The sequence below is a fragment of the Sphaerisporangium sp. NPDC051017 genome, assembly GCF_040683095.1.
GTDB lineage: Bacteria > Actinomycetota > Actinomycetes > Streptosporangiales > Streptosporangiaceae > Sphaerisporangium.
In genome coordinates this window covers 39116-62700 of the sequence record NZ_JBFBCI010000033.1, presented here as the reverse complement: position 1 = coordinate 62700, position 23585 = coordinate 39116, and the positions used below count along the sequence as shown (strand labels likewise).

The following is a 23585-nucleotide window of genomic DNA, read 5'->3' as shown; positions in this document are numbered from 1 at the left end:
TCGTCGTAGCGCCGCCCGGCGCGGAGGAACGCGCTCCTCCGCGCCGGGCGGCGCGCTTACTCGGTTCGCGAGGCTCCGCGGCGACTCTAGTCTTAGGAGCGGGGCCGGATCTTCCGCCCCTTTTCTGAGAGCCCCGCCCGTCCGGCGGGGAGCGTGTCGCGCTGGGGAGGGACCCCTGATGGAGTCGGTCGAGATTCGGCGGCGTTGGCTGCGATTCTTCGAGGAGCGCGGGCACGCCGTGGTGCCGTCGGCATCACTGATCGCCGACGACCCCACGCTGCTGCTGGTGCCCGCGGGCATGGTCCCGTTCAAGCCGTACTTCCTCGGCGAGGTCAAGGCGCCGCATCCCCGGCTCGTCAGCGTGCAGAAGTGCGTGCGTACGCCGGACATCGAAGAGGTCGGCAAGACCACCCGGCACGGCACCTTCTTCCAGATGTGCGGAAACTTCTCCTTCGGCGACTACTTCAAGGAAGGCGCCATCCAGTACGCCTGGGAGCTGCTCACGAACTCCGTGGCGGACGGCGGCTACGGCCTGGACCCGGACCGCATCTGGATCACCGTCTACCTCGACGACGACGAGGCCGAGCGCATCTGGCGCGAGAAGATCGGCATCCCGGCCGAGCGTATCCAGCGTCTGGGCATGGGCCCCAACTTCTGGTCCATGGGCGTCCCCGGCCCCTGCGGGCCCTGCTCGGAGATCAACTACGACCGCGGCCCCGAGTTCGGCCCCGAGGGCGGCCCGGCCGTCAACGACGAGCGGTACGTCGAGATCTGGAACCTCGTCTTCATGCAGTACGAGCGCGGGCCGGGCGAGGGCAAGGAGGACTACCCGATCCTCGGCGAGCTGCCGTCCAAGAACATCGACACCGGGCTCGGCCTCGAACGCCTCGCGATGATCCTGCAGGGCGTGCACAACATGTACGAGATCGACACCTCCCGGGTCGTCATCGACCGCGCCACCGAGCTCACCGGCGTCCGCTACGGCGCCGCGCAGGCCTCCGACGTCTCGCTGCGCGTCGTCAGCGACCACATGCGCACGTCCGTCATGCTCGTCGGCGACGGCGTCGTCCCCGGTAACGAGGGCCGCGGGTACGTGCTGCGCCGCATCATGCGCCGCGCGATCCGCAACATGCGGCTGCTCGGCGCCACGGGACCGGTCGTCCTGGACCTGGTGGACACGGTCATCAGGTCGATGGGCGAGCAGTACCCCGAGCTCGTGGCCGACCGCAAGCGCATCGAGGCGGTCGCGCTCGCCGAGGAGGCCGCCTTCCTCAAGACGCTCAAGTCCGGCACCGCGATCCTCGACACCGCCGTCACCGAGACCAAGGCGTCCGGTGGCGGCGTGCTCGCCGGCGACAAGGCGTTCCAGCTCCACGACACCTGGGGCTTCCCGATCGACCTCACCCTGGAGATGGCCGCCGAGCAGGGCCTGTCCGTGGACGAGGACGGCTTCCGCCGCCTGATGAAGGAGCAGCGCGAGCGCGCGAAGGCCGACGCGCGGGCGAAGAAGACCGGTCACGCCGACCTGTCCGCCTACCGCGAGGTGGCCGACGCCTCCGGCTTCACCGAGTTCACCGGGTACATCGCGACCGAGGGCGAGTCGACCATCGTCGGCCTGCTCGTGGACGGCGTGCCGTCGCCCGCCGCGGTCGAGGGGGACACAGTCGAGGTCGTCCTCGACCGCACCCCGTTCTACGCCGAGGGCGGCGGCCAGCTCGCCGACCAGGGGCGCATCAAGCTGGACTCCGGCGCCGTCATCGAGGTCCGCGACGTCCAGCAGCCGGTTCCGGGCGTCAGCGTGCACAAGGGGGTCGTGCAGGTCGGCGAGGTGACGCTCGGCGCGTCCGCCTTCGCGGCCATCGACGTCGGCCGCCGCCGCGCGATCGCCCGCGCCCACAGCGCGACCCACCTCACGCACCAGGCCCTGCGCGACGCGCTCGGGCCGACGGCGTCGCAGGCGGGGTCGGAGAACTCGCCGGGCCGCTTCCGCTTCGACTTCGGTTCCCCGTCCGCCGTGCCCGGCACGGTGCTCGCCGACGTCGAGCAGAAGATCAACGAGGTTCTCGCCCGCGAGCTCGACGTCGAGGCCGAGGTCATGAGCATCGACGAGGCCAAGCGGCAGGGCGCCATCGCGGAGTTCGGCGAGAAATACGGCGAGCGCGTGCGCGTCGTGACCATCGGCGACTTCTCCAAGGAGCTGTGCGGCGGCACGCACGTCCGCAACACGGCCCAGCTCGGCCTGGTGAAGCTGCTCGGCGAGTCCTCGATCGGCTCCGGCGTGCGGCGCGTCGAGGCGCTGGTCGGCCTGGACGCCTACAACTTCCTGGCCCGCGAACACACCGTGGTCGCCCAGCTCCAGGAGCTGGTCAAGGGCCGCTCGGAGGAGCTCCCCGAGCGCGTCTCCACCATGCTCGGCAGGCTCAGGGACGCCGAGAAGGAGATCGAGAAGTACCGCGCCGAGAAGGTCCTGCAGGCGGCCGCAGGGCTGGCCGCGGGCGCCGCGGACGTCAAGGGCGTCGCGGTCGTCGTCGGCCGCGCGCCGGACGGCACGGACGCCGACGACCTGCGCAGGCTCGTCCTGGACGTGCGCGACCGCATCCTCGGGGGCCGACCGGCCGTCGTGGCGCTGTTCTCCACGGCGAACGGCCGTCCGCTGACGGTGGTCGCCACCAACGAGGCCGCCCGCGAGCGCGGTCTCAAGGCGGGCGACCTGGTCCGGACGGCGGCGAAGACGCTCGGCGGCGGCGGTGGCGGTAAGCCGGACATCGCCCAGGGCGGCGGCCAGAACCCCGAGGCGGTCGGCGAGGCCATGGCCGCCGTCGAACGCCTGATCGCCGAGACCGCCTGACGGCCTCATCGGGCGAACGAGTCCCACCGGCGAGCTGGTCTGGCCGAGGGATGGCCTGACCGGTGGGACGGCGTCACCGCGGCGGGGCCTGACACGGCACGCGTCCCGGCCATATGCTGTGGATTCACAGACGATCCGTCGATGGCCGGGGCGCGCCGCTGAAAGCGCCTTTCGTGATGTGTCTTCGTGTCCTCGCCGCGGGAGGCGTCCGCGCGGCGCGATGAACGGGCCCGCCGTGCGGGTCCGCTCTCCCAAAGATCTGCGTGCCGAGCGGCGGCGGCGTCCGCCCCGCTGTCTGGGCCATCTGCTCGCCGCTCCGCTGTGGCCTGCCGTACACCGTCGAGGTGCAGACCGGTGCGCCGCTGGCCTGGAAGGACCTGCTGCAGGTCCAGGAGTCCATGTACATGGCCGTGGTCGCCGCCGACGGGGTCGGCAACGCGATCTCGGAGGTCGACCCCGCGACCGATGAGATCCGGTTCACCTACAGCGTCGCGCCGGACAAGGAAGTCGACCCGGCCTCCCTCCTCGGAACCGCCCTGAAGGCAGCCGCCTCGACCGGCAGGACCGTCGCCTCGGTGCCCGTGCGCTTCACCGAGGTCCCCGAGATCCGATCCCAGGACCAGGCAACGATCAAGGGCGGCCACTGGCTGACCGACAGCAGCGCGAACGCCTGCACCTCCGGGTTCACCATCACGGTGGGCGGCCTCAACGGTGTCGCGACCGCGATGCACTGCCCGAATTACATGGGCTACGAGGGCGCCAGCGGCGTGATCGCCTACCGCAACGCCGCCAGCACCACCTCTTCCGGCGCCAACATCGACCTGCAGTGGCACAGCACCATCGCCGGGAACACCACGAGCACGAAGTTCCAGGCGGACTTCAGCGAGGAGAGAAACGTCGACTCGGCGTCCAACGCCATGAACGACGACCCCATCTGCAACTTCGGCAAGGGCAAGAACTACCAGCTCTGCGGCACCATCTACCGTCTCGCGGTCTGCCGCCAGGGCAGCCTGTACTGGTGCGGACAGGCCGTCACGGAGGAGAACATCACCGTCAGCGGCGACAGCGGCGGGCCGTGGTACCTGGGGAACGTCGCCAAGGGCATCCACAGCGGCCTGGTGGAGCTCGACAACGACGGAATCACCAGGAGCGCCTACACGCCGCAGACCCGCGTCGGCGAGAACCTCGGAGGCAACGTCAAGACCAGCTGAACCGTCATAGAGAGAGGGGCGGTCGTCGCCACGGCCGCCCCCCCCCCACACGGACGCTCGTCGACGTTCACGGGAATCGAGGTAGTGATGGCACGTTTCACCGCGCTCGTTCTGCTCGTTGTCGGTCTTCTCGCCGCGTGCAGCGGGACCGGGCCGGATCCGGAGCCCCAGCGCACGAGCGGCCCGCCACGGGCCGGCTCCCCGACGGGACCAGCCCAGGCAGGAGCGGGCGAGCCCTGCGTTCCGGAGCCCTCCGCCCGAAGCCGCTCCCGAGACGACCTCGTCGGACGGTCCGAGGACGCCGTCGCCAAGGCCGAGAAGGCCGCCGGCCACGAAGTCCGCGTCCTCGGTGTGGACGGAAAGTGCAACGACCGCGACGACGACCTCCGGCCCAAGCGCGTCAACCTCGTCATCAGGGATGGAAAGGTCGTCTGGGCCAGCATGTTCTGAGAGCACGGCTTCTGGAACGGCAGCCGCAGCCGGACCAATTGCCCGATGGCTGACCGCGCATGCCAAGGTCGTCACCCGGGCAGACGTGCTGGCCGCCGTAATGGAGGCCTGCCCCGACGGCGTTGAGGACCTGGCCGACGCCGACATCCAGGCCAGTTCGGCCAGCCACCAGGCGTACGCCGCAGACCCGCATCGGAACGGCCTGTGGCGATAACCCGAGCCCCGACGGTTCGCTAACGCCACTGGCCGTTCGGTTGCTGCTCAAGGCCCTCCACCTAGCCGCCCGCGCGGGTGGCCGCACGGGGTTGCGGTACGGACGCGTCAACGAGCGGCGGCACGGGCCTTTCAGCGGAGCCGTCCAGGGGGCCGGAGCCGGAGAAGGGGTTCGGGGTACGGTCGGTTCCTCGTGCATGGTGGTGTCTCACGTCACCTGATGTACTTCGCTCGGAGGGTGCGCCGCCGGGTCGCCGGGAAGAGATCGGGATGGGTCTCAACGAATTCCCGCAGGTCGGACGGCGGTCTGCCGGTGAGGAGCTCGACGTCGCCGGTGACGCGGTCGTAGCGGTTCGCGGCGTGCAGGCGCGCCATCGTGGCGAGATGGTCGAACAGGTGCGGGGGCGGGCCGAGGCCGCGCAGTTCGTGTTCGATCCACGGCTCGAGCGGCACATCGACGTAGGACACCGGACGGCCGAGCGCGCGTGCGTACTCCCCGGCCAGCTCGTGCAGGTCGCGCGAGCGCGGGCCGGTCAGCTCGTACACCTTGCCGACGTGCGGGGCGGGGTCGCGCAGGATCGCGGCGACGGCCTCGGCGACGTCCCCGGCCGCGACGGGGGAGGTGCGGCCCGTGCCGAACGGCAGCCGGATCGTCCCGTCCCGCGCGATCGAGGCGTCGGCGAAGGACGTGAACAGAGGGTTCTCCATGAACACGGTGGGCCTGACGTGCACGACCGGCAGGCCCGACCAGTCGAGCGCCTGCTCGGCGAGCCAGTGGTGCCGCTGCTGCGCCGATTCCTGGACGCTGGTCAGGTCCATCTGCGAGACGGTCATCTGGGACATGTTCACGAACGCGTCCAGCTCACCGTACCGGCGTGCCACCACCGCGGTCGTGAGCGCCGCCTCCAGGTAACGCGCGGAGACGCTCATGCCGAAGTACATGCGGCGGCAGCCGTCCACCGCCCGGGCGACGTCGGGCGCGCGGGCGAGGTCGCCCACCACGACCTGCGCGCCCGTGGCCCTCAGCGCCTCCGCCCGTTCGTCCTCCCGGTGGACGAGGGCCCGCACGGGCAGGGAGTCCCGCCGGAGCGCCTCGACCACCGTACGGCCCACCGCGCCGACCCCGCCCGCGGCGCCGGTCACCAGGATCGGCCGGTCGTCGGCCATGGCGTTACTTCTGCGGTGGTTTGACGAGGGTGTTGTGGAAGGAGCGGACCAGCCACTGGCCGCCGGTCTTGACCACGAGGCTGGTGTTCCACGAGGTCGTGTTCGGGTGGCAGCTCGTCTCCTTGCGGAAGAACACGCACCCCTTGCGGATGATGTAGGCCAGCGTGGGGGACAGCATCTGGACCTTCTCTTCCAGCGTGATGATGCGGCTGTCCTTGAGCTGCGCGCCGAGATACCGCTGGAACCGCACGCCGATCTCGCGGCCCGTGTGGATGTGCTCGCCGGTGACGTTGACGAAGTCGGCATCCGGCGTGTACGTCGCGCCGTACGCGTGCCCGTCCCCCCGCGCCCAGGCCTCCGCCTGGCGATGCCAGAGCTGCGCGAGGGCGGTGAGGTCGGGATCGGTCGTGCCCGGCATCATGGGGGAGAGGGCCGGCGCCGCCCGGCCGTCGCCGGTCGCGGCCTGCGCCGGCGTGACCGCGCCGGTCAGCGCCAGCCCGAGCCCGCCCATGAGAACCAGGCGGATCGGTCCCCTCGCGTACGTATGGATGCCCATCTGTGCCCCCGTCCGAGATCGATGCGGTGATGATGCGGTGATGTGGTGTGTCATGGGGTGGACCCGCTCGCGGCCTCGCCGGAAAGCGTCGGCGGCTGTTCCCAGGTGGCCGGGACGATGCCGCGGAACGGCCGGTGCGCCTGGTCGAGTGCCTGGACGAGGGTGTTGTGGAAGGACGTGATGAGCCACTGGCCGGCGTCCTTGACGGCGACGCTGGTGTTGATCGAGAGGTTGTCGGGCCGGCAGGCCTTCTCGGCGCCGTACAGGACGCAGTCCTTGCGCACGATGATCGCCATGGTGGGCGAGATGAGCCGGACCCGCTCGTCGATCCGCAAGATGTGCGTGTTCTTCAGGTCGCCGTTGAAGTAGTGCTGGATTCGGGCGGCGATGACATGGCGGTTGTGCAGATGCTCGCCTTTGATGTTCACGAGATCGGCGTCCGGGGTGTAGATGCTGGAGTACGCGAGCGCGTCTCCCCGGGCCCAGGCCTCCGCCTGACGCTCCCAGATGTGTCTCAGGGCGGCGAGGTCCGAATCGGCGGCGGTGGCCGGTGTTCGCGCGGCGGCGGTCGTGGTGTGCGATGGCGTCGAGGCGCCGACCGGCCGCGGGCCCGTCATGAGCGTGGCGCCGAGCCCGCCGACGACGGCCAGGCGGATCGTTCTCCTGGTGTATCGACGAATGTCCATGCATGCCCCCGTTCGATGTGCACCTGGAGCGAACGTATAGGCGATTCCCCTTATCGATCGTTGAAACGATCACGCGCCCGGTTATGACTCGGCAACCTATGCGTACAGGCGGGGTTCGTGGCGGGCGCGTGGGCGATTTCTTCTGATTCTCCTGCGGCTTCCCTGTAGGTATGCCCAGGAATGCCGGTTTTGGCACTTCGCTTGTGATTCTCCCCTGATTGCTCCCCGGGGGGCGCGGGAAGGATGCCGGGCGAGGGGGAGTGACATATGCACATAGCCGTACTTGGAATGGGGAACATGGGGCGAGCCGTGGCACTGCGGCTGCTCGACCACGAACTCAACGTAACCATATGGAACCGGACGCAGGGCAAGGCCGCTCAGGTGGTCGAGGCCGGCGCGTCCGAGGCCTCCACGCCGGAGGACGCCGCCAAGGGCGCCGACGCGGTGCTCATGTCCCTCGCAGACGACGCGGCCGTCATGGAGGTGACCGCACGGCTCAGCGAGATGGGATCCGGCGAGGACGCCCCCATCCTGGCCGACATGAGCACCGTCTCCCCGCGCACCTCCCGCGCGGTCAGGGACATGGTCCCCGGCGGCCGGTTCCTGGCCGCCCCCATCATCGGAGCCCCGCAGACCATCGGCCACGGCAAGGCCACATGCCTGGTCGCGGGCGACCGGCGCCTGGCCGACCGGCTGGAGCCCGTCTGGTCCGGCCTGTTCTGCGGTACGCAGTACTGCGGCGAGGACCCAGGCGCCGCCACCACCTTCAAGCTCCTCAACAACTACCTCCTGATCTCCGCCATGGCCGTGATGGCCGAGGTCGTGGCCACGGCCGAGGCCGCCGGCCTCGACACCGGCCTGCTGCGCGAGGCCCTCCACAAGTGGCCCACCGTCCCGCCCAGCCTGTTCAACCGGATCGACGACACCATCGGCGGCGACCACCACGGCTGGTTCAGCACCCGTCTCGGCGCCAAGGACGTACGGCTCGTCGCCGAGGTCGCGGAGGCGAACGGCCTGCCGCTGCCCATCGCGCGGCTCGTCGAGCGGCGCTACGAGGAGGCGGCGCGGCACACGTCCGCCGAGGCCGACATCGCGGCCATCGTCGAGCTGGTCCGCGCCGGCCGCGGCCCCCGCCCGGGACTCGCCGTCCATGCCTGAGCGCCGCCGTCCGGCGGCCCGTCCGGTGACGGCGCTGGTCACCGGGGCGAACCAGGGAATCGGACGCGAGATCGTGGCCGGGCTCGCGGCACGCGGCATGACCGTGCTGCTCGGCGCGCGCGACCCGCGCCGGGGCGAGGAGGCGGCGCACGCCCTGCGGTCCGCCGGCGGCGACGTGCGGGCGATCCAGCTCGACGTCACCGACGGCACGTCCGTGAAGGCCGCGGCGCAGTACGTGGACGGCCACTTCGGCGTGCTGGACGTCCTGGTCAACAACGCCGGCATTCTCGGCGACCGCGCCGGGCAGGCCCCGGAGACCGCCGAGCTGGACGTGGTCAGGGACGTTTTCGAGACCAACGTCTTCGGCGTGGTCAGCGTGACCAGCGCGATGATCCCGCTGCTGACGCGGTCGCCGGCGGGGCGCGTCGTCAACGTCACCAGCGGCCTCGGCTCGCTGACGCTGATGAGCGACCCCGCCGGGCCGTTCGCCGGGCGGCCCGCCTCGGTCGCCTACATCCCGTCCAAGACCGCGCTCAACTCGCTGACCGTGCAGTACGCCCGGGAGCTGCGCCCGCACGGAATCCTGGTCAACGCGGCGGACCCGGGGCCGTGCGCGACCGCTTTCACCAGGGACGTTCCCGGCCTCACCCGCACCGCCGCCGACGGCGCCGCGATCGCCGTCCACCTCGCCACCCTCCCCGCCGACGGCCCCACAGGGTGCTGCTTCGGCGGCGAGGGCCCGGTCCCGTGGTAGGGGGGTGACCGCGCGGGGGTGATCCTCGCACCTCCGGGCCGCCCCTGAGCCGGGGCGGCCCGGACACGCCTGAAACAGTGACGAATCGCCATCAATCCGTGACCGTGGCCTGGAATCCTGGTGCGCCCGGCGAGCCGGTCGCCGGCGCGGACACGGAGAAGGACAGTGCTCGATCACACAGGCTTCGATCACACAGGCTTCGATCGCCCAGCGTTCGATCGCACGGCGCGGCGCATCGCGCACAGGATCTCCGCCTTCGGCCTGGCCGCCGCCCTCGGGGTGCTGACCGGCGTGAGTCCGGCGTCCGCGGCACCGGCGCGAACCGTGACCGTCGCGACCAACGTCGTCGAGTACACCTGCAAGACCGACGGCGTGGACGAGCCCCAGAGCGTCAAGGTCCAGGTCGTGCTGACGATGCCGACCGGCGCCGTCCCCGGGCGGCAACTGACCATCGGCTGGCAGGGGACCTACGTCGGCACCGGCGTGAAGGCTCCCGCCGGAGGTCTCCAAATCGGCACCGCCCTGTACGCCCACGTGGGGATCAGCGGTTTCGACGGACTGACCTCCGCAACGGGGGTGGGCGATCTCAGCCCTGTGGGACCGGGGCAGGAGATACCGCTGCCAACGTCCACGGTCGAGGTGAAGACGACAGCGTCCCACGCGGACACGGGGACGGTGAGACCCGGCGGCCTCAACTTCGGACCGGCCGAGAATGACCCCACGATCAACTGCGATGTGGCGAACAAGAGTGCTCTCACCACCTACACGCTGAAGGTCGGCGAAGCGGGCGGCTCCGGCAGTCCCTCGCCGAGCCCCACGCCGAGCGCCACTCCCACCACGACGCCCTCCGCCACGCCGACGAGCACGCCATCCGACACCCCGGCCGAGGCGGACGACGGCGATCAGGCCGGGGGCGCGGGGACGAACGGCAAGGTGACCAAGACCCCGCGGGGCGGGGCCGGGACGGGCGGCGGCGGGGACGCGGGGCCAGACGGGCGGGTCTTTGTGACGGTCGGCCTACTGCTCATCCTGCTGGCCGTCGCCGGAGGGCTCGCCCGGAGGGGCACCGGCCCCCGGCATCATCGAGGCGGCTCGATGGGTTGAGAAGGTTGCGTGCCGGAGGGCGTCTTTCAGGCCTCGGGTCTTCTGCGGCGGGTGGCCAGGTGGACGAGGAGCGCGCCGAGGACGACGGCGGCGGCGCCGGTTCCCAGGGTGACGGCGAGTGTTCGCGGGTCGGCGCCCGTGAACGGCAGTTCGCCCGGGGTGGGCGCGCCCGGCTGGGCAGGGGCGCCACGCTGGGCAGGGGCGCCACGCTGGGCAGGGGCGGCCGGCTGGACGGGTGCCGTGCCGCCGGGGGAGACGCCGCCGGGATGGTCCGCCCCGCCCGGACCGGCGCCCTTGTCCACATCCGCGTGTTGCCCGCCGCCCCCGGTCGCGCCTTCGGTGTACTCCACGACCTCGCCCCCGGATACGGTGACCCCGCGCCCGGACTCGCCGGACGCGGCCGGTACCTCCACGGCCACGACGCCGGCCGGTTCCGCGGGCGCGGCCGGCCTGCCCTTGGGTTCGAGCGGGGTGCTCGGATCGCCGCCCGGCGGGCGCGTGCCGCCGTCCTTCGGCGGAAGCACGCGCACCGACACCTCGGTGGACGAGGAGTTGGTCCGTTCCGGCGCGGGCTCGGCCGTGGTGGGTGTGATGGGCGCGGCGGCCGGTGTCGCCAGGGCGGCGCAGAAGGCCAGCGCGATCGCCGGCTCGGCGCCGAGCAGCAGCGGCGTGGAACGTCTACCCATCATTCCCCCAAATATCCCCGGTAATGGTTAATTGGCCATTGCCTTGATATCTTTGCTCTTCTGGGTTTTTACCCCTTTGGCCGCTGTGTTCATCGCGGCGAACGCCCATCTCCCGGCATCTCTCCGCCTTTTCTGGACGTAGATTTGATTACCAGCGCGAAGGGGATGGTGTGCACGGACATGCGAGCGCGTGACTGTTAAAGGGGCATTTATAGGTGGCTTCTCCGGCCCTTGGATGATTTCCCGGAGGACACGTCAGTTCTTCGGGCGATCATTCTTGACACTCTGAGTGACCATTCGGACACTGTGTGCAAATGATCACTGTGGGTGGCGAGGGTTACGCGCATGCAACTGGTCGTATTCGGATGGGCGTCCCGGTGAACGGCGCCGCACCCCGCCGCCTCGGCAGACGAATGAGCGGTGCACTGGGCGCCCTGTGCCTGGTCTGGGCGTCATGCCCGCCCGTCCTGGCGCAGGCCAGGCCCACGCCCGACTTCTCGATGCAGGTCAGCCCGACCCGCCTGGTGGTCCCGGCCGGCGCGCGTGCCGTCACCCAGCGCTTCCGGGTGTCCAACCGCGGGGCCGCCCCTTTCAAGGTGACCGTCGTCCGGGCCGACTTCACCATGGATGCGAACGGCGCGATGAACTTCAGCGCCAGGACTCCCTTCGCCGCGGCCTCCTGGGTGAGCGTGGAGCCGGCCAGGTTCACGATGGCGCCCGGGACGACCCGCACGGTGACCGTCCGCGTCGCGGTGCCCCACGACCCCGAACCGGGTGACCACCACCTCGCGGTACTCTTCCGGGTGCCCGTCGGCCGCGACGCCCAGAACATCAGGATCAACCGGGCCATCGCCGCGCCGGTGTTCATCACCGTGCCCGGCACCGTCGACCGGACGGCCGAGGTCGCGAGCCTCGACGCGCCCGGGTTCGTCACGCGCGGCCCCGTGCCGATCACCACGAAGATCAGTGACCTTGGCACCGTGCACCGCGACTTCCGGGGTCCGCAGCGTCTGCGTGTGGAGGTCGGCGGCGACACGGTGGCCTTTCCCGAGTTCACGGTGCTGCGCGGCGCGACCCGCCAGGTGACGGCGCAGTGGAACCCGCCGCTGATGTGCGTCTGCCACGCGACCGTGTCCGTCCCCGCTCCCGTCGGCGTCAGCCGCACCGCCACCGTCAGGATCATCGTCTTCCCCCTGGACCTGCTGGCGCTCCTGGTCTCCGTGGTCTTCGTGGCCCTGACGACCGGCTGGTTCGTGCGACGTCGTTACCGGGCGAAGGTGCTCGCGGCCGCCGCGGCTCTCCATGCGACCGAGGAGGGGCATCGTGACTAGGAGGAACCGCGTCCTCGCCGGTGGGCCGGCTCCTCGCCTCGTCCGGGCGAGGTGGACGCCGCGCGTGCGCCGCGGCGTCGCGCGCGTCGCGCTGGCGGGCCTGCTCGGTTCCGTGCTGACCGGTCCCGTGAACGGGCTGACCGCCGTACCCGCGAACGCCGCGGGCAGCACGCTGTTCGCCCAGACATTCAAGGACAATTCGATCGACTCGAACTACCCCATCAGCCTGCCGGCGCTGCCCAGCGGCTCGTCTGGGTCGAACGCCGCCTGCCTGACCGCGCGGGGCAGCACCGCGACCACGGGCCTGCGCAGTTGCACGGCCAACACCGACGCCGCCGGGTCCGGCGCGCTCCGTCTCACCAGCACGACCACCTTCCTGGAGGGCGGCCTGTTCGGCGCGACCAGCGTCCCCACGTCCGAGGGCCTGGACGTGACGTTCAACCTGTACCAGTACGGCGGCACGGGGGCGGACGGCATCGCCTTCGTGGCCGCGGCCGTCGACCCCGCGAACCCCCTGTCCCCGGCGAACATCGGCCAGCCCGGCGGCGCGCTCGGGTACAGCCCGGCGCGCACCGGCAGCAACGTGGGCCTGGCCAACGCCTACCTCGGCATCGGCTTCGACGTGTTCGGCAACTTCAGCAACAGTGTTTACGAGGGCACCGGCTGCACCGACCCGGCGTACATCAGCACGACCGGGGGCCGGGTGCCCGGCCAGGTCGTCGTCCGCGGCCCAGGGGCCGGACTGGCCGGCTACTGCGCGATCAACAGCACCGCCACGAACACGTCGTCCTCGGCGCTCACCCTGCGGTCGAGCGGGAGCTCCCGCTCGGGGGCGGCGGTTCCGGTCGAGGTCGCCATCAACCCGACCGCGACGAACTTCACCACCGCCTCGGGCATCGCGGTCGCCGCCGGCACGTACAAGGTGGTGTTCACGCCGATCGGCGGGACGGCCAGGACCTTTCAGGGCACGCTGCCCACGGTGTCCTCGACGCTGTACCCGTCGTCGACCTGGCTGAACTCCAGCGGCATCCCCCGCCAGCTCGCGTTCGGCTGGGTGGGGTCCACCGGCTCGCTGACCGACTTCCACGAGATCGACAACGTGAACGTGGTCAGCTTCAACCCCGTCCCCGATCTGAACGTCACCCAGACGAGCTACAACGGCACATCCCCGCAGCCGGGCGACCCGGTGAACTACACGGTGGTCGCGAGCGTCGACAGCGCGGGTGCGACCGAGACCAGCCCCATCTCGATCACCGAGACGCTGCCCGCCGGCGTGGTCCCGGTCGGGGCGTTCGGCACCGGCTGGGTATGCCAGGCGCCGTCCGGGCAGAAGATCACTTGTGCCAACGGCAACACGCCCTTCGCGGCCGGGACGGCCCTGCCCACGCTGGAGGTCGTCGGCATCGTGACGGGCAGCGGCGTCACGCCCGTCCTCATCCAGGGGTCCTCGACGGCCACGGCCTCGTCCAACGACGCGAACCCGGCCATCGCGACGACCACCACGGCGGGGACGTTGCCGGCGACGCCGTCGGGGGTCACCCTCAGCAGCACCTCCGGCACGGTCTCGGGGGGCAACGCGGTGACGGTCGGCGGGAGCAACCTGACCGGGGCGACCGCGATCGAGATCGGCACCACCGCCCAGCAGAGGGCCGGCACACCGGTCGTGCTGCCGCCCTGCGCCTCCGGCGTGACGACCGGATGCTTCACCGCCAACGCCAACGGCACGTTGACCATCAACTCCATGCCCGCGCGGTCCTCGCCCGACGCGGTCACCGTGACGGTCGTGACCCACGGCGTCGCCGGTGCGGCGTCCTACTCCTACACCAGCACGCCCGCGGTCCCGGCCGCGCCCACGGCCACCGCCGGTGTCACCAGCGCCACCGTGACCTGGACGGCCCCGGCGAGCAACGGCAGCCCGATCACCCAGTACATCGTCACGCCCTACCTCGGCGGGGTGGCGCAGACGCCGCAGACCTTCGACGCCTCCACCACCACCCGCACCCTGACCGGGCTGACCGCCGGGGCGTCCTACACCTTCACCGTCGCCGCGGTGAACGCCGTCGGCACCGGCGCGGCCGGCGCGCAGTCCAACGCCGTGGTGCCCTACACCGTGCCGGGGCAGCCCGCCGTCACGTCCGTCACGGCGGGGGACGGGACGGCGACGCTCACCTGGACGGCTCCGGCGAGCAACGGCGGCAGCCCCATCACCGGGTACATCGTGACGCCCTACATCGGCAACGTCGCGCAGACGCCGCAGACGTTCTCGAGCACGGCGACGACGCAGACCGTCACCGGCCTGACGCCCGGCACCGCGTACACCTTCACCGTCACCGCGCAGAACATCGCCGGACCCGGCCCCGCCTCGGCGCGGTCGGCCGCCGTCACCCCGAACGCCCCGCCGTCGCTGACCTTCCCGGCGCCGCCCTCGGGAGAGGCCGGGGTCGCCTACAGCGACCAGCTCACGGTCACCGGGGGCACCGCGCCGTTCACCTGGTCGGTGAGCACGGGCGCCCTGCCGCCGGGCATCACCTTGAACGCGTCGACCGGCCTCCTGTCGGGCACGCCCACGGCCGCGGGAACGTACACCTTCACCGTCATGGTGACCGACGCAGCCAGCCAGAGCGCCACCCGGCCGGTGACGCTGGCCGTCGCGTCGCCGCCCGCGCTGACCTTCCCCGCTCCGACCGCCGGGCAGGTCGGCGTCCCCTACAGCGACCAGCTCGCCTTCACCGGGGGCACCGCGCCGTTCACCTGGTCGGTGAGCACGGGCGCCCTGCCGCCGGGCATCACCTTGAACGCGTCGACCGGCCTCCTGTCGGGCACGCCCACGACAGCGGGGACGTACACCTTCTCCGTCCGCATCACCGACGCCTTCAACCAGACCGACACCCGGGCCGTCACCCTGGTCGTCGGAGCCGGCCCGCTGGTCATCACGAAGACCACCGACACGACCACGGCGGCTCCCGGCTCGACCGTCCACTACACGCTCACCGTGAACAACACCGGCACGACCGCGTTCACCGGGGTGACCTTCGGCGACTCCCTGGCGAACGTCCTGGACGACTCCACCTACAACGGCGACGTCGCCGCCACGACCGGGACGGCGTCCGTCAGCGGCTCGACCGTGACCTGGATCGGCAACCTGGCCGGCGGCGCCACGGCGACGATCACCTACTCGGTGACGCTCAAGCCGCTCGGCTCGGGCGACGGCGTCCTGACCAACGGCGTCACCTCCACCACCCTCGGCGCCAACTGTCCCTCCGGCGGCACCGACATCCGCTGCCGTACGACGGTCTCGCTGATAGCGCTGACGATCACCAAGATCTCGAACACGCCCACCGCGACGCCGGGCGACACGGTCCGGTACACGATCACGGTGACGAACAGCGGCCAGGCCGTGTACCCCTCCGCGTCGTTCTCCGATTACCTCGCGGGGGTGCTGGACGACGCGACCTACAACAACGACGCCGCCGCCACCTCGGGCACGGTCTCCTTCACCAGCCCGTCCCTGGCGTGGAGCGGCACGCTGGCGGTCGGCGGATCGGCGACGGTGACGTACTCGGTGACCGTGCGGACCCCCGACCCGGGCGACCGGAACCTCACCAACACCGTCGTGTCCACGGCGGCGGGCGGCAACTGCCCTGCGGGGAGCGCCGACACGCGCTGCACGACGTCCGTGACGGCGCTGATCCCGCGGCTCACGATCACCAGTGCCCCGGACGTCGGCTCGACCGTCCCGACCGGGGTCGTGCACTACACGGTGACGGCCACCAACACCGGGCAGACGGCGTACGCCGCCGCGAACCTCACCTTCGACCTGTCGGGCGCGCTCGTCAACGCGACGTACAACTCCGACACGACAGCGACCTCGGGGAGCCTGGCATTCCACCCGGACGGGACGATCACCTGGCACGGCCCGCTGGCCGTCGGGGCGAGCGTGACGGCGACGGCGTCGGTGACGGTGAACAACCCGCCGGCGGGCGGGCCCACCATGACGACCGCCGTGACCTCCACCACGCCCGGCACGACCTGCCCGGTGGGGACGGGCGACCCGTCCTGCTCGACCACGGTCACGATCCTGACCCCGCAGCTGTCCGTCACCGCCGCGTCCGCCACCGCGACGGCCACGCCGGGGCAGACCGTCGCCTACACCGTGACGATCGCCAACACCGGCCAGACGCCCTACACGGGCGCGAGCGTGGTCACGTCGCTCGCCGGGGTGCTGACCGACGCCGACCACACCGGCGACGCCACGGCCACCTCCGGAACGGTGTCGTACTCCAGTCCGAACCTGACCTGGACCGGGAACCTGCCGGTCGGCGCCACCGCCGTGGTCACCTACACCGTGACGGTCAAGAACCCCGACCCCGGTGACAAGCTGATGGTGACCCAGGTGAGCTCGGCCGCCCTGGGCAGCGCCTGCCCGCCGGGGGGAGGCGGCGCGGGCTGCTCCAACCAGGTCGTCGTGCTGGTCCCCGGCCTGACCGTCACCAAGACCGCCACGGCCACGACCGCCGTGGAGGGCGCGACCGTCGGCTACACCATCAGGGTGGCCAACACCGGCCAGACGCCCTACACGGGCATGACGGTCACCGACGTGCTCACCGGGGTGCTCGACGACGCGACGTACGGCAACGACGCCACCGCCACCGGCGGCGCGGTGTCCTACGCCGCGCCGAACCTGACCTGGACCGGGAACCTCGCGGTCGGCGCCACCGCCACGATCACCTACACCGTCACCGTGAACAGCCCCGACACCGGCGACGGCGTCCTGACCTCCACCGTCGTGGCGCCGGCCGCCGGCAGCGACTGTCCCGCCGGCGGTACCGATCCGCGCTGCACGACGACGGTACGGCTGTCGCGGCTGCTGCTCACCCAGGCGTACGCGGAGTCCACCACGACCCCCGGCTCGGTGATCCACCTGAGCGCCACGTTCACCAACACCGGGCAGACGCCGTACACGGGCATCCGCGTCGCGGCGAGCACCGCCGGCACCGTCGACGACGCCGTTCCGAACGGAGACCAGCAGGCTAGCTCGGGGACGCTGGTGCTCGGCTCCTCCGACATCACCTGGACGGGCGACATCCCGGTCGGCGGCGTCGTCACCGTCACCGGCACCCTCACCGTCAAGAACCCGGACACCGGGGACAAGGTCATCACCGGCACGCTGGTCTCGTCCGCGCCCGGCAACAACTGCCCCTCCGGCGGCACCGACCCGCGCTGCACCGCCCGGGTGGACGTGCTGATCCCGGCCCTCACCATCGCCAAGAGCGCCGACACCACGACGCAGGTCCCAGGAGGGACGGTCGCGTACACGGTCACCGTCCAGAACACCGGGCAGACGCCGTACACCGCCGCGACGACACACGACGACCTGTCCGGAATCCTGGACGACGCCGTCTACTCGGGGAACGCGGTCGCCTCGACCGGCACCGTGGCCCTGGTCGGCCAGACGCTGATCTGGACGGGGAACCTGCCGGTGGGCGCGACCGCGACGATCACCTACAGCCTGACGGTCCGGAATCCGGACCCCGGCGGCAAGCTGATGGCCAACGCCGTTGATTCGTCCGACGTCGGCAGCACGTGCCCGCCCAACACAGGGAACCCGGCCTGCTCCACGAGCGTGGTCGTGCTCACGCCGGCACTCACGATCGTCAAGACGGCGAACCGCGCGACCGCGGTCGCCGGTCAGACCGTCACGTACACGATCACGGTGACCAACACCGGCCAGACCCCCTACACCGGCGCCACGTTCGCCGACGACCTGAGCAGGCTCCTCGACGACGCGACCTACGGCAACGACGTGACGGCGACCTCCGGCACGGCCGGGTACACCGCGCCGGACGTGACCTGGAACGGAGACCTGGCGGTCGGCGCGGCGGCCACCATCACCTACACGGTCGTGGTGGACAATCCCTCGGTCGGCGACCAGCTCCTGACCAGCACGGTCAGCTCGCCCACGACCGGCAACAACTGCCCGCCCGGGAGCGGTGACCCGCGATGCTCCTTGAACATCCCGATCACCCCGACCACGCAGCTGACCTTCACCAAGACCGCGGGCACGCGCTCGTCCCCGCGGGGAGGCGTGGTCGCCTACACGGTGACCGTCGCGAACTCGGCGGCGGCGCCGTACCTCGGCGCGACGTTCACCGACTCGCTGGCCGGCGTGCTGGACGACGCCGCCTACAACTCCGACGCGGCCGCCACCGCCGGGACCGTCTCCTACGCGGCGCCCGTCCTCACCTGGACCGGCAACGTGCCGGCGGGGGGCACGGTGACGGTGACGTACTCGGTCACCGTCCACAGCGCCCCCGGCGGCGACGACATCCTGGCCAACACCGTGACGTCGACGTCGCCCCAGGCCAACTGCGCGGCGGGAGGCACCGACCCTCGCTGTACCGCCACGGTGACCGTCTCCAGCCTCACGCTGGTGAACAGCGCGAACGTGTCCGCGGCGACGCCGGGCAGCGACGTGCGGCTGACCACCACGTTCACCAACACCGGCCAGACGCCGTACACGGGGATCATCGTCACCCTCACCGACATCGACCTGCTGGACGACGCCACCCCGAACGGCGACCAGACCGCGACGTTGGGGACCGTCTCCGTCTCGCCCACCGGGCTCGTGTGGACGGGCGACGTCCCGGCCGGCGGCACGGTCGTGCTGTCCGCGTCGTACACGGTGAACGATCCGTACACCGGCGACCGGGTCATCTCGTTCACATCCGTCGCGGACGTGCCCGGCGGCAACTGCCCCACCGGCGGCACCGACCCGCGCTGCGTCGCGAGCGTGCCGGTGCTCATCCCCGCGCTCACCATCACCAAGAACGCGAGTGCGACGCTCACCGTCCCCGGCGCGGTGGTCGGATACACGATCAGCCTCGTGAACACCGGGCAGACGCCCTACACGGGGATCAGCCTCACCGACCCCCTGCCCGGCGTCCTGGACGACGCGGTCTACGACGGCGACGCCGCGGCGACGACCGGCGCGGTCGCCTACACCAGCCCGGACCTGACCTGGACCGGTGACGTCCCGGTCGGAGGGACGGTGACGATCACGTACTCGGTCACCGTCCGCGACCCGGACCCGGGGAGCAAGGTCATGGCGAACACGGTGACGTCCGCGGCCCCGGGGAGCACCTGCTCGCCCACCGCCCACGCCGCCGCCTGCACCACCACCGTCGGCGTGCTCACCCCGGCGCTGACGATCGCGAAGACCGCCGACGCGGCCACCACCACGCCGGGCGGGACGGTCCACTACACGATCACGGTGACCAACACCGGGCAGACGCCCTATCCGGCGGCCACGGTGACCGACTCGCTGGCGTGGGTGCTCGACGACGCCACCTACGGAGGGGACGCGGCCGCGACGACCGGCACCGTCACCTTCACCAGCCCCCACCTGACGTGGACCGGCGCGCTCGGTCTCGGCGCCGCGGCGACCGTCACCTACTCGGTGACCGTGAAGACGCCCGGCGCCGGGGACGGGAACCTCGTGAACGCCCTGGTCTCGACCTCCTCGGGCGCCAACTGCGTCATGGGCTCGACCGACCCCCGGTGCGGGCTCACTGTGCCCGTCGCGGTGCTCACGATCGTCACCGCGACGGACGTGAGCACGACGGTGCCGACGGGAGTGGTGCGCTACACGGCGAGGGCCACCAACACCGGGCGGGTCCCGTACACCGATGCGAACTTCACCTTCCAGCTCGCGGGCGTGCTGAGCAACGCGACCTACAACAACGACGCGACCGTGACCTCTGGGAACGTGGTCTTCAACCCGGACGGGTCGGTGACCTGGCACGGCCCGCTGGCGGCCGGGGCGAGCGTGACGGCGACGGCGTCGGTGACGGTGAACGACCCGCCGGCGGGCGGGCCGACGATGACCAGTTCGCTGATCTCCACCACGCCCGGCAACACCTGCCCGGCAGGGGCCACGGACCCGGCCTGCCTCACGACGGTCACCATCCTGATCCCGCAGTTGAGCGTCTCCGTGCTCTCCGACACCGCGACGAGCACCCCGGGCGGGACCGTCGGCTACACGGTGGTGATCACCAACACCGGCCAGACGCCCTACACCGGGATCAGCGTGGCCGGCTCCTTGGCGGGCGTGCTGACCGACGCCCTGTACGACGGCGACGCGGCGGCCACGGTCGGGTCGGTGTCCTACACCAGCCCGAACCTCGTCTGGACCGGCGACCTCGGCGTCGGGCGGTCCGCGGTCGTCACGTACACGGTGACGATCAGGAACCCGGACCTGGGCGACAAGCACGTGGTGACCACGGTGAGCTCGACGGCGCTGGGCAGCACCTGCCCGCCCGGCGGCAGTGGGGCGCCCTGCGCCAACGAGGTGATCGTGCTCATCCCGGCGCTCACCATCACCAAGACCGCCGACACCTCGGGCGTGGTGGAGGGCGCGCGCGTGCGCTACACGATCACCCTGGTCAACACCGGGCAGACGCCCTACACCGGCGCGAGCCTGACCGACTCGCTCGCCGGGGTGCTGGACGACGCGACGTACAACGACGACGCCACCGCCTCGACCGGCGCCGTCTCCTACGCCGCCCCCGTGGTGACCTGGACCGGGGATCTGGGTGTGGGCGCGTCGGCCGCCATCCACTACAGCGTCACCGCGCACAGCCCGGACACCGGTGACGGCAGTCTGGTCAACACCGTCGCCTCGGCCGCCGCGGGCGCCAACTGCCCGAGCGGGGGCACCGACCCCCGCTGCACGGCGACGACGTTCGTCATCCCGCTGAACATCGTCCTCAGCGACCTGACCAACGGCTTCACCCTGACCGGGCTACCGGAGAGCACCGTGCGCGGTGACGGCGTGGTGACGATGACGGTCGTCACCAACAGCCCAACCGGGTACAGCGTGACGGTCCAGCCGGCCTCGCCCGCGCTGACCTCGGCGGTCACGGGCGCGTCCATCCCCGTCTCCCGCCTGAAGGTCCGGGAGAGCGGCACGGGCCCCTTCACACCGCTGTCGCCGGACACCCCGGTGCTCGTCCACACACGGCTCAGCCCGTCGGCGGCCAACGGGGACCGGTTGAGCGACGACTACGAGGTGGACATTCCGTTCGTGCCGTCCGGGACCTATTCGGCGACGCTCGACTACGTCGCGAGCACGCGGTGAAATGAACGGTCGCGGCCCCTTCCCCGGGGTGCGACGGTTCGTGCTCACCGTCGCGCCATTTGTGCGAAGCGTCGCGCTTTTGGACGGGGGAAGAATGAATCGAGGGTTTATTCGCACGGCGATCCGGTGATCATGGCCGATATAACGTAATTTCGTGGGGGGCGATATGTCCAATTTTCGAAAGTCACGCGCCGTGCTCATGGGCCTGGTGATGGCGGGGACCACGGCGGCCGCGGGCGCGCTCGGCGCCGCCGTCACGCCGGCCGCGGCCGACACCGGCACGGCGTCCACGGTGGCCAACGTCGTCGTGGAGTCGTCCATCACGCTCACCGAGCTCACGCCGTCCTTCACGCTGACCGGCGCGCCGGGCGAGGTCGTCACCACCGGCGCGACCCCGGTCACCATGCGTGTGACCACCAACAACTTCGCCGGGTACAACGTCACGGTCGCCCCGCGCGCGGCGGCGCTGACCCCGTCGATCGCGGGCAACACCGACACCATCCCGACGAACCTCCTGGCGGTCAACGGGCCCGTGCAGGGGTCCGCGTACGTCCCGCTGAGCTTCGGCACGCCGGTCCTCGTGGCGACCAAGCCCTCCGCCTCGTCCGCGGACGGCGACGTCATCACCAACAACTACCGGATCACCATTCCGTTCGTCCGCCCCGACACCTACAGCGGAATTCTGGACTACGTGGCCACCACGCTGTAGCCGTCGGCATCCGGGACGGCAAAGGTTTCGCCTTCGTTTTTCCGGGCGTGCGGCGCGCCGAAGGTGATGCCGGTGGAGAACTCCGCCGGCATCTACCATTCATCATGGGTGAAATTCACTCGCCATGGCCGGGGTGGAACGGCCCCGTGCCATGAAAGGGATAGTTGAACGCATGTTTTCTACCGTCACACCCGCGCGCACGGCCGCGGCGCGCGGAGCCCGGCCGCGGGCCGTCCACGTCCGGTGGGCGGTGGCCGCCACCCTGGCCGTGCTGCCGCTCGGCACCGCCGCAGCCGCCCACGCGGCCGGGCCGCACCCGGCGGGGCCCGAGAAGTCGTACGCGCTGCGCATCGGCATCGAGAACGGGCACACCAGCGTGCGGCCCGGCGAGCATCTCACCTACACCATCGAGATCAGCAACACCGGGGTCAAGGACTCGCCCGACCTGCTGCTCACCCAGATGCTGGGGCCCGGCCTCAAGGTTCTGTCCTCGACGCCCAAGGGCACCGTCTCGAGCGGCCGGATCGCGTGGAGGCGCGCGGTGCCCGCCGGGAAGACCGAGCGGCTCAGCGTGGCCGTCGAGGTCGGGTCGTTCCCCGCGCAACTCCAGCGGCTCGCCGCCGTCGTCTGCGCCTCCATCAAGAAGGAGAAGCGGCCCATCATCTGCGCCACCGACCTCGACCGCCTGCCGTCCGCCGCGACGTACACCGCCGCCCGGCCCCAGGTGACCGGCGGCGGCCTCTGGTATGCGCTCGCCGCGGTCATGACCGTCCTGCTGGCGTTCCTCGGCCCGCGCGCCCGCCGCGCGTTCCGCTCCCGCCGGTCGCCGGGGGCGTCCCGCCCGAACTGACGCCGGAATTCGCGGGTATCCGCGCATGGTGGCCGGGCAGGAGGAGACCATGACAGGGGACACCGCCGACGCGTACGACGCCTCGCCGTACGTGCCCGCCGGCGCCGACCTGCGGACCCTGGCCGGCGCTGCCGCCTGCTGCCGGGGCTGCCCGCTGTACCGCGCCGCCACGCAGACCGTCTTCGGCGAGGGCGACGCCGACGCGCGCGTGATGCTGGTGGGCGAGCAGCCCGGCGACCAGGAGGACCGGCAGGGCCGTCCCTTCGTGGGGCCGGCCGGGCACGTGCTGGAGCGTGCGCTCACCGAGGCCGGCATCGGCGCCGGTCGCACCTACGTGACCAACGCGGTCAAGCACTTCAAGTTCACGGTGACCGGCGCCGGCAAGCGACGTATCCACAAGCCTCCGAGCCTGCGCGAGGTGTCGGCCTGCAAGCCGTGGCTGGCCGCCGAGATGCGGGTCGTCCGCCCCCGCCTGATCGTGGCCCTCGGCGCCACCGCCGGCAAGGCCCTGCTGGGCCCGTCCTTCCGGGTGAGCGAGCGGCGCGGCGTGCCGGTGCCCTTCCCCGGCGACGCGCCGGGTCCCTGGAGGCAGGCCATGGGCGACGCCGAGGCGTACCTGGTGGCGACGATCCACCCCTCGGCGGTGCTGCGTGCCGAGGACCGCGACGCGATGTACGCCGGGTTGCTGTCCGACCTGAGATCCGCCGCCGGGCTGCTGACCTGACC

At 71.4% G+C, this 23585-nt stretch carries 16 protein-coding genes; 12 read left to right on the top strand and 4 right to left on the bottom strand.

Annotated elements, in window-relative coordinates:
- The first annotated feature begins 178 nt into the window (after positions 1–178).
- The 4 genes from alaS (at position 179) to AB0M95_RS24570 (ending at position 4723) form a co-directional block, all read left to right on the top strand.
- A complete protein-coding gene (gene alaS, locus AB0M95_RS24585) occupies positions 179–2848 on the top strand; it encodes an alanine--tRNA ligase (RefSeq protein WP_363768817.1) in 2670 nt (889 codons plus the stop codon).
- A gap of 263 nt (positions 2849–3111) precedes the next feature.
- Positions 3112–4059, top strand: a complete 948-nt coding sequence (locus AB0M95_RS24580; protein WP_363768814.1) for a hypothetical protein — start codon at positions 3112–3114, stop codon at positions 4057–4059.
- A gap of 87 nt (positions 4060–4146) precedes the next feature.
- Positions 4147–4509: a hypothetical protein gene (locus AB0M95_RS24575; RefSeq protein ID WP_363768811.1), complete on the top strand. Its 363-nt coding sequence runs from the start codon at positions 4147–4149 to the stop codon at positions 4507–4509.
- 85 nt (positions 4510–4594) lie between these two features.
- A complete protein-coding gene (locus tag AB0M95_RS24570; protein ID WP_363768808.1) occupies positions 4595–4723 on the top strand; it encodes a hypothetical protein in 129 nt (42 codons plus the stop codon).
- A gap of 212 nt (positions 4724–4935) precedes the next feature.
- Here AB0M95_RS24570 and AB0M95_RS24565 read toward each other — a convergent pair whose 3' ends face one another.
- The 3 genes from AB0M95_RS24565 to AB0M95_RS24555 are packed head-to-tail and all read right to left on the bottom strand — an operon-like array spanning position 4936 to position 7131.
- Positions 4936–5889, bottom strand: a complete 954-nt coding sequence (locus tag AB0M95_RS24565; protein ID WP_363768805.1) for an NAD(P)H-binding protein — start codon at positions 5887–5889, stop codon at positions 4936–4938.
- A 4-nt stretch (positions 5890–5893) separates the two neighbouring features.
- Positions 5894–6445 carry an SgcJ/EcaC family oxidoreductase gene (locus tag AB0M95_RS24560; RefSeq protein WP_363768802.1) on the bottom strand — a complete coding sequence of 184 codons (552 nt, stop codon included), beginning with the start codon at positions 6443–6445 and terminating at the stop codon, positions 5894–5896.
- Between the two features lie 50 nt (positions 6446–6495).
- On the bottom strand, positions 6496–7131 hold the full coding sequence (locus tag AB0M95_RS24555; protein ID WP_363768799.1) for an SgcJ/EcaC family oxidoreductase: 636 nt from the start codon (positions 7129–7131) through the stop codon (positions 6496–6498).
- Between the two features lie 267 nt (positions 7132–7398).
- On the opposite strand from AB0M95_RS24555, the gene AB0M95_RS24550 reads away from it, so the two are divergent.
- The 3 genes from AB0M95_RS24550 (at position 7399) to AB0M95_RS24540 (ending at position 10147) form a co-directional block, all read left to right on the top strand.
- Positions 7399–8289, top strand: a complete 891-nt coding sequence (locus AB0M95_RS24550; RefSeq protein ID WP_363768796.1) for an NAD(P)-dependent oxidoreductase — start codon at positions 7399–7401, stop codon at positions 8287–8289.
- Positions 8282–9043, top strand: a complete 762-nt coding sequence (locus AB0M95_RS24545; protein WP_363768793.1) for an SDR family oxidoreductase — start codon at positions 8282–8284, stop codon at positions 9041–9043. Before AB0M95_RS24550 ends, AB0M95_RS24545 begins: the two co-directional genes overlap by 8 nt.
- Positions 9044–9208: 165 nt before the next feature.
- Positions 9209–10147 (top strand): hypothetical protein, encoded by a 939-nt coding sequence (locus AB0M95_RS24540; protein ID WP_363768790.1) that lies wholly within the window; start codon positions 9209–9211, stop codon positions 10145–10147.
- Between the two features lie 26 nt (positions 10148–10173).
- Here the strand turns inward: AB0M95_RS24540 and AB0M95_RS24535 are convergent, their stop codons facing one another.
- Positions 10174–10836 carry a hypothetical protein gene (locus AB0M95_RS24535; protein ID WP_363768787.1) on the bottom strand — a complete coding sequence of 221 codons (663 nt, stop codon included), beginning with the start codon at positions 10834–10836 and terminating at the stop codon, positions 10174–10176.
- Between the two features lie 410 nt (positions 10837–11246).
- Between AB0M95_RS24535 and AB0M95_RS24530 the strand changes: the two genes are divergently transcribed.
- The 5 genes from AB0M95_RS24530 (at position 11247) to AB0M95_RS24510 (ending at position 23583) form a co-directional block, all read left to right on the top strand.
- On the top strand, positions 11247–12164 hold the full coding sequence (locus AB0M95_RS24530) for a hypothetical protein (RefSeq protein ID WP_363768784.1): 918 nt from the start codon (positions 11247–11249) through the stop codon (positions 12162–12164).
- Complete coding sequence (locus AB0M95_RS24525) at positions 12157–21300, top strand: fibronectin type III domain-containing protein (protein ID WP_363768781.1); 9144 nt, start codon at positions 12157–12159, stop codon at positions 21298–21300. Before AB0M95_RS24530 ends, AB0M95_RS24525 begins: the two co-directional genes overlap by 8 nt.
- 166 nt (positions 21301–21466) lie before the next feature.
- On the top strand, positions 21467–22009 hold the full coding sequence (locus AB0M95_RS24520; protein ID WP_363768778.1) for a hypothetical protein: 543 nt from the start codon (positions 21467–21469) through the stop codon (positions 22007–22009).
- A gap of 172 nt (positions 22010–22181) precedes the next feature.
- Positions 22182–22859, top strand: a complete 678-nt coding sequence (locus AB0M95_RS24515; protein ID WP_363768775.1) for a hypothetical protein — start codon at positions 22182–22184, stop codon at positions 22857–22859.
- Positions 22860–22908: 49 nt separating this feature from the next.
- Complete coding sequence (locus AB0M95_RS24510) at positions 22909–23583, top strand: UdgX family uracil-DNA binding protein (protein WP_363768772.1); 675 nt, start codon at positions 22909–22911, stop codon at positions 23581–23583.
- The last annotated feature ends 2 nt before the right edge of the window (positions 23584–23585 follow it).

Bases quoted from the DNA above. Each gene is read 5' to 3' on its own strand.
- AB0M95_RS24555 (WP_363768799.1), bottom strand. From the start codon at position 7,131: ATGGACATTCGTCGATACACCAGGAGAACGATCCGCCTGGCCGTCGTC.
- AB0M95_RS24515 (WP_363768775.1), top strand. From the start codon at position 22,182: ATGTTTTCTACCGTCACACCCGCGCGCACGGCCGCGGCGCGCGGAGCC.
- AB0M95_RS24560 (WP_363768802.1), bottom strand. From the start codon at position 6,445: ATGGGCATCCATACGTACGCGAGGGGACCGATCCGCCTGGTTCTCATG.
- AB0M95_RS24530 (WP_363768784.1), top strand. From the start codon at position 11,247: ATGAGCGGTGCACTGGGCGCCCTGTGCCTGGTCTGGGCGTCATGCCCG.
- alaS (WP_363768817.1), top strand. From the start codon at position 179: ATGGAGTCGGTCGAGATTCGGCGGCGTTGGCTGCGATTCTTCGAGGAG.
- AB0M95_RS24510 (WP_363768772.1), top strand. From the start codon at position 22,909: ATGACAGGGGACACCGCCGACGCGTACGACGCCTCGCCGTACGTGCCC.
- AB0M95_RS24550 (WP_363768796.1), top strand. From the start codon at position 7,399: ATGCACATAGCCGTACTTGGAATGGGGAACATGGGGCGAGCCGTGGCA.
- AB0M95_RS24575 (WP_363768811.1), top strand. From the start codon at position 4,147: ATGGCACGTTTCACCGCGCTCGTTCTGCTCGTTGTCGGTCTTCTCGCC.
- AB0M95_RS24545 (WP_363768793.1), top strand. From the start codon at position 8,282: ATGCCTGAGCGCCGCCGTCCGGCGGCCCGTCCGGTGACGGCGCTGGTC.
- AB0M95_RS24565 (WP_363768805.1), bottom strand. From the start codon at position 5,889: ATGGCCGACGACCGGCCGATCCTGGTGACCGGCGCCGCGGGCGGGGTC.
- AB0M95_RS24520 (WP_363768778.1), top strand. From the start codon at position 21,467: ATGTCCAATTTTCGAAAGTCACGCGCCGTGCTCATGGGCCTGGTGATG.
- AB0M95_RS24535 (WP_363768787.1), bottom strand. From the start codon at position 10,836: ATGATGGGTAGACGTTCCACGCCGCTGCTGCTCGGCGCCGAGCCGGCG.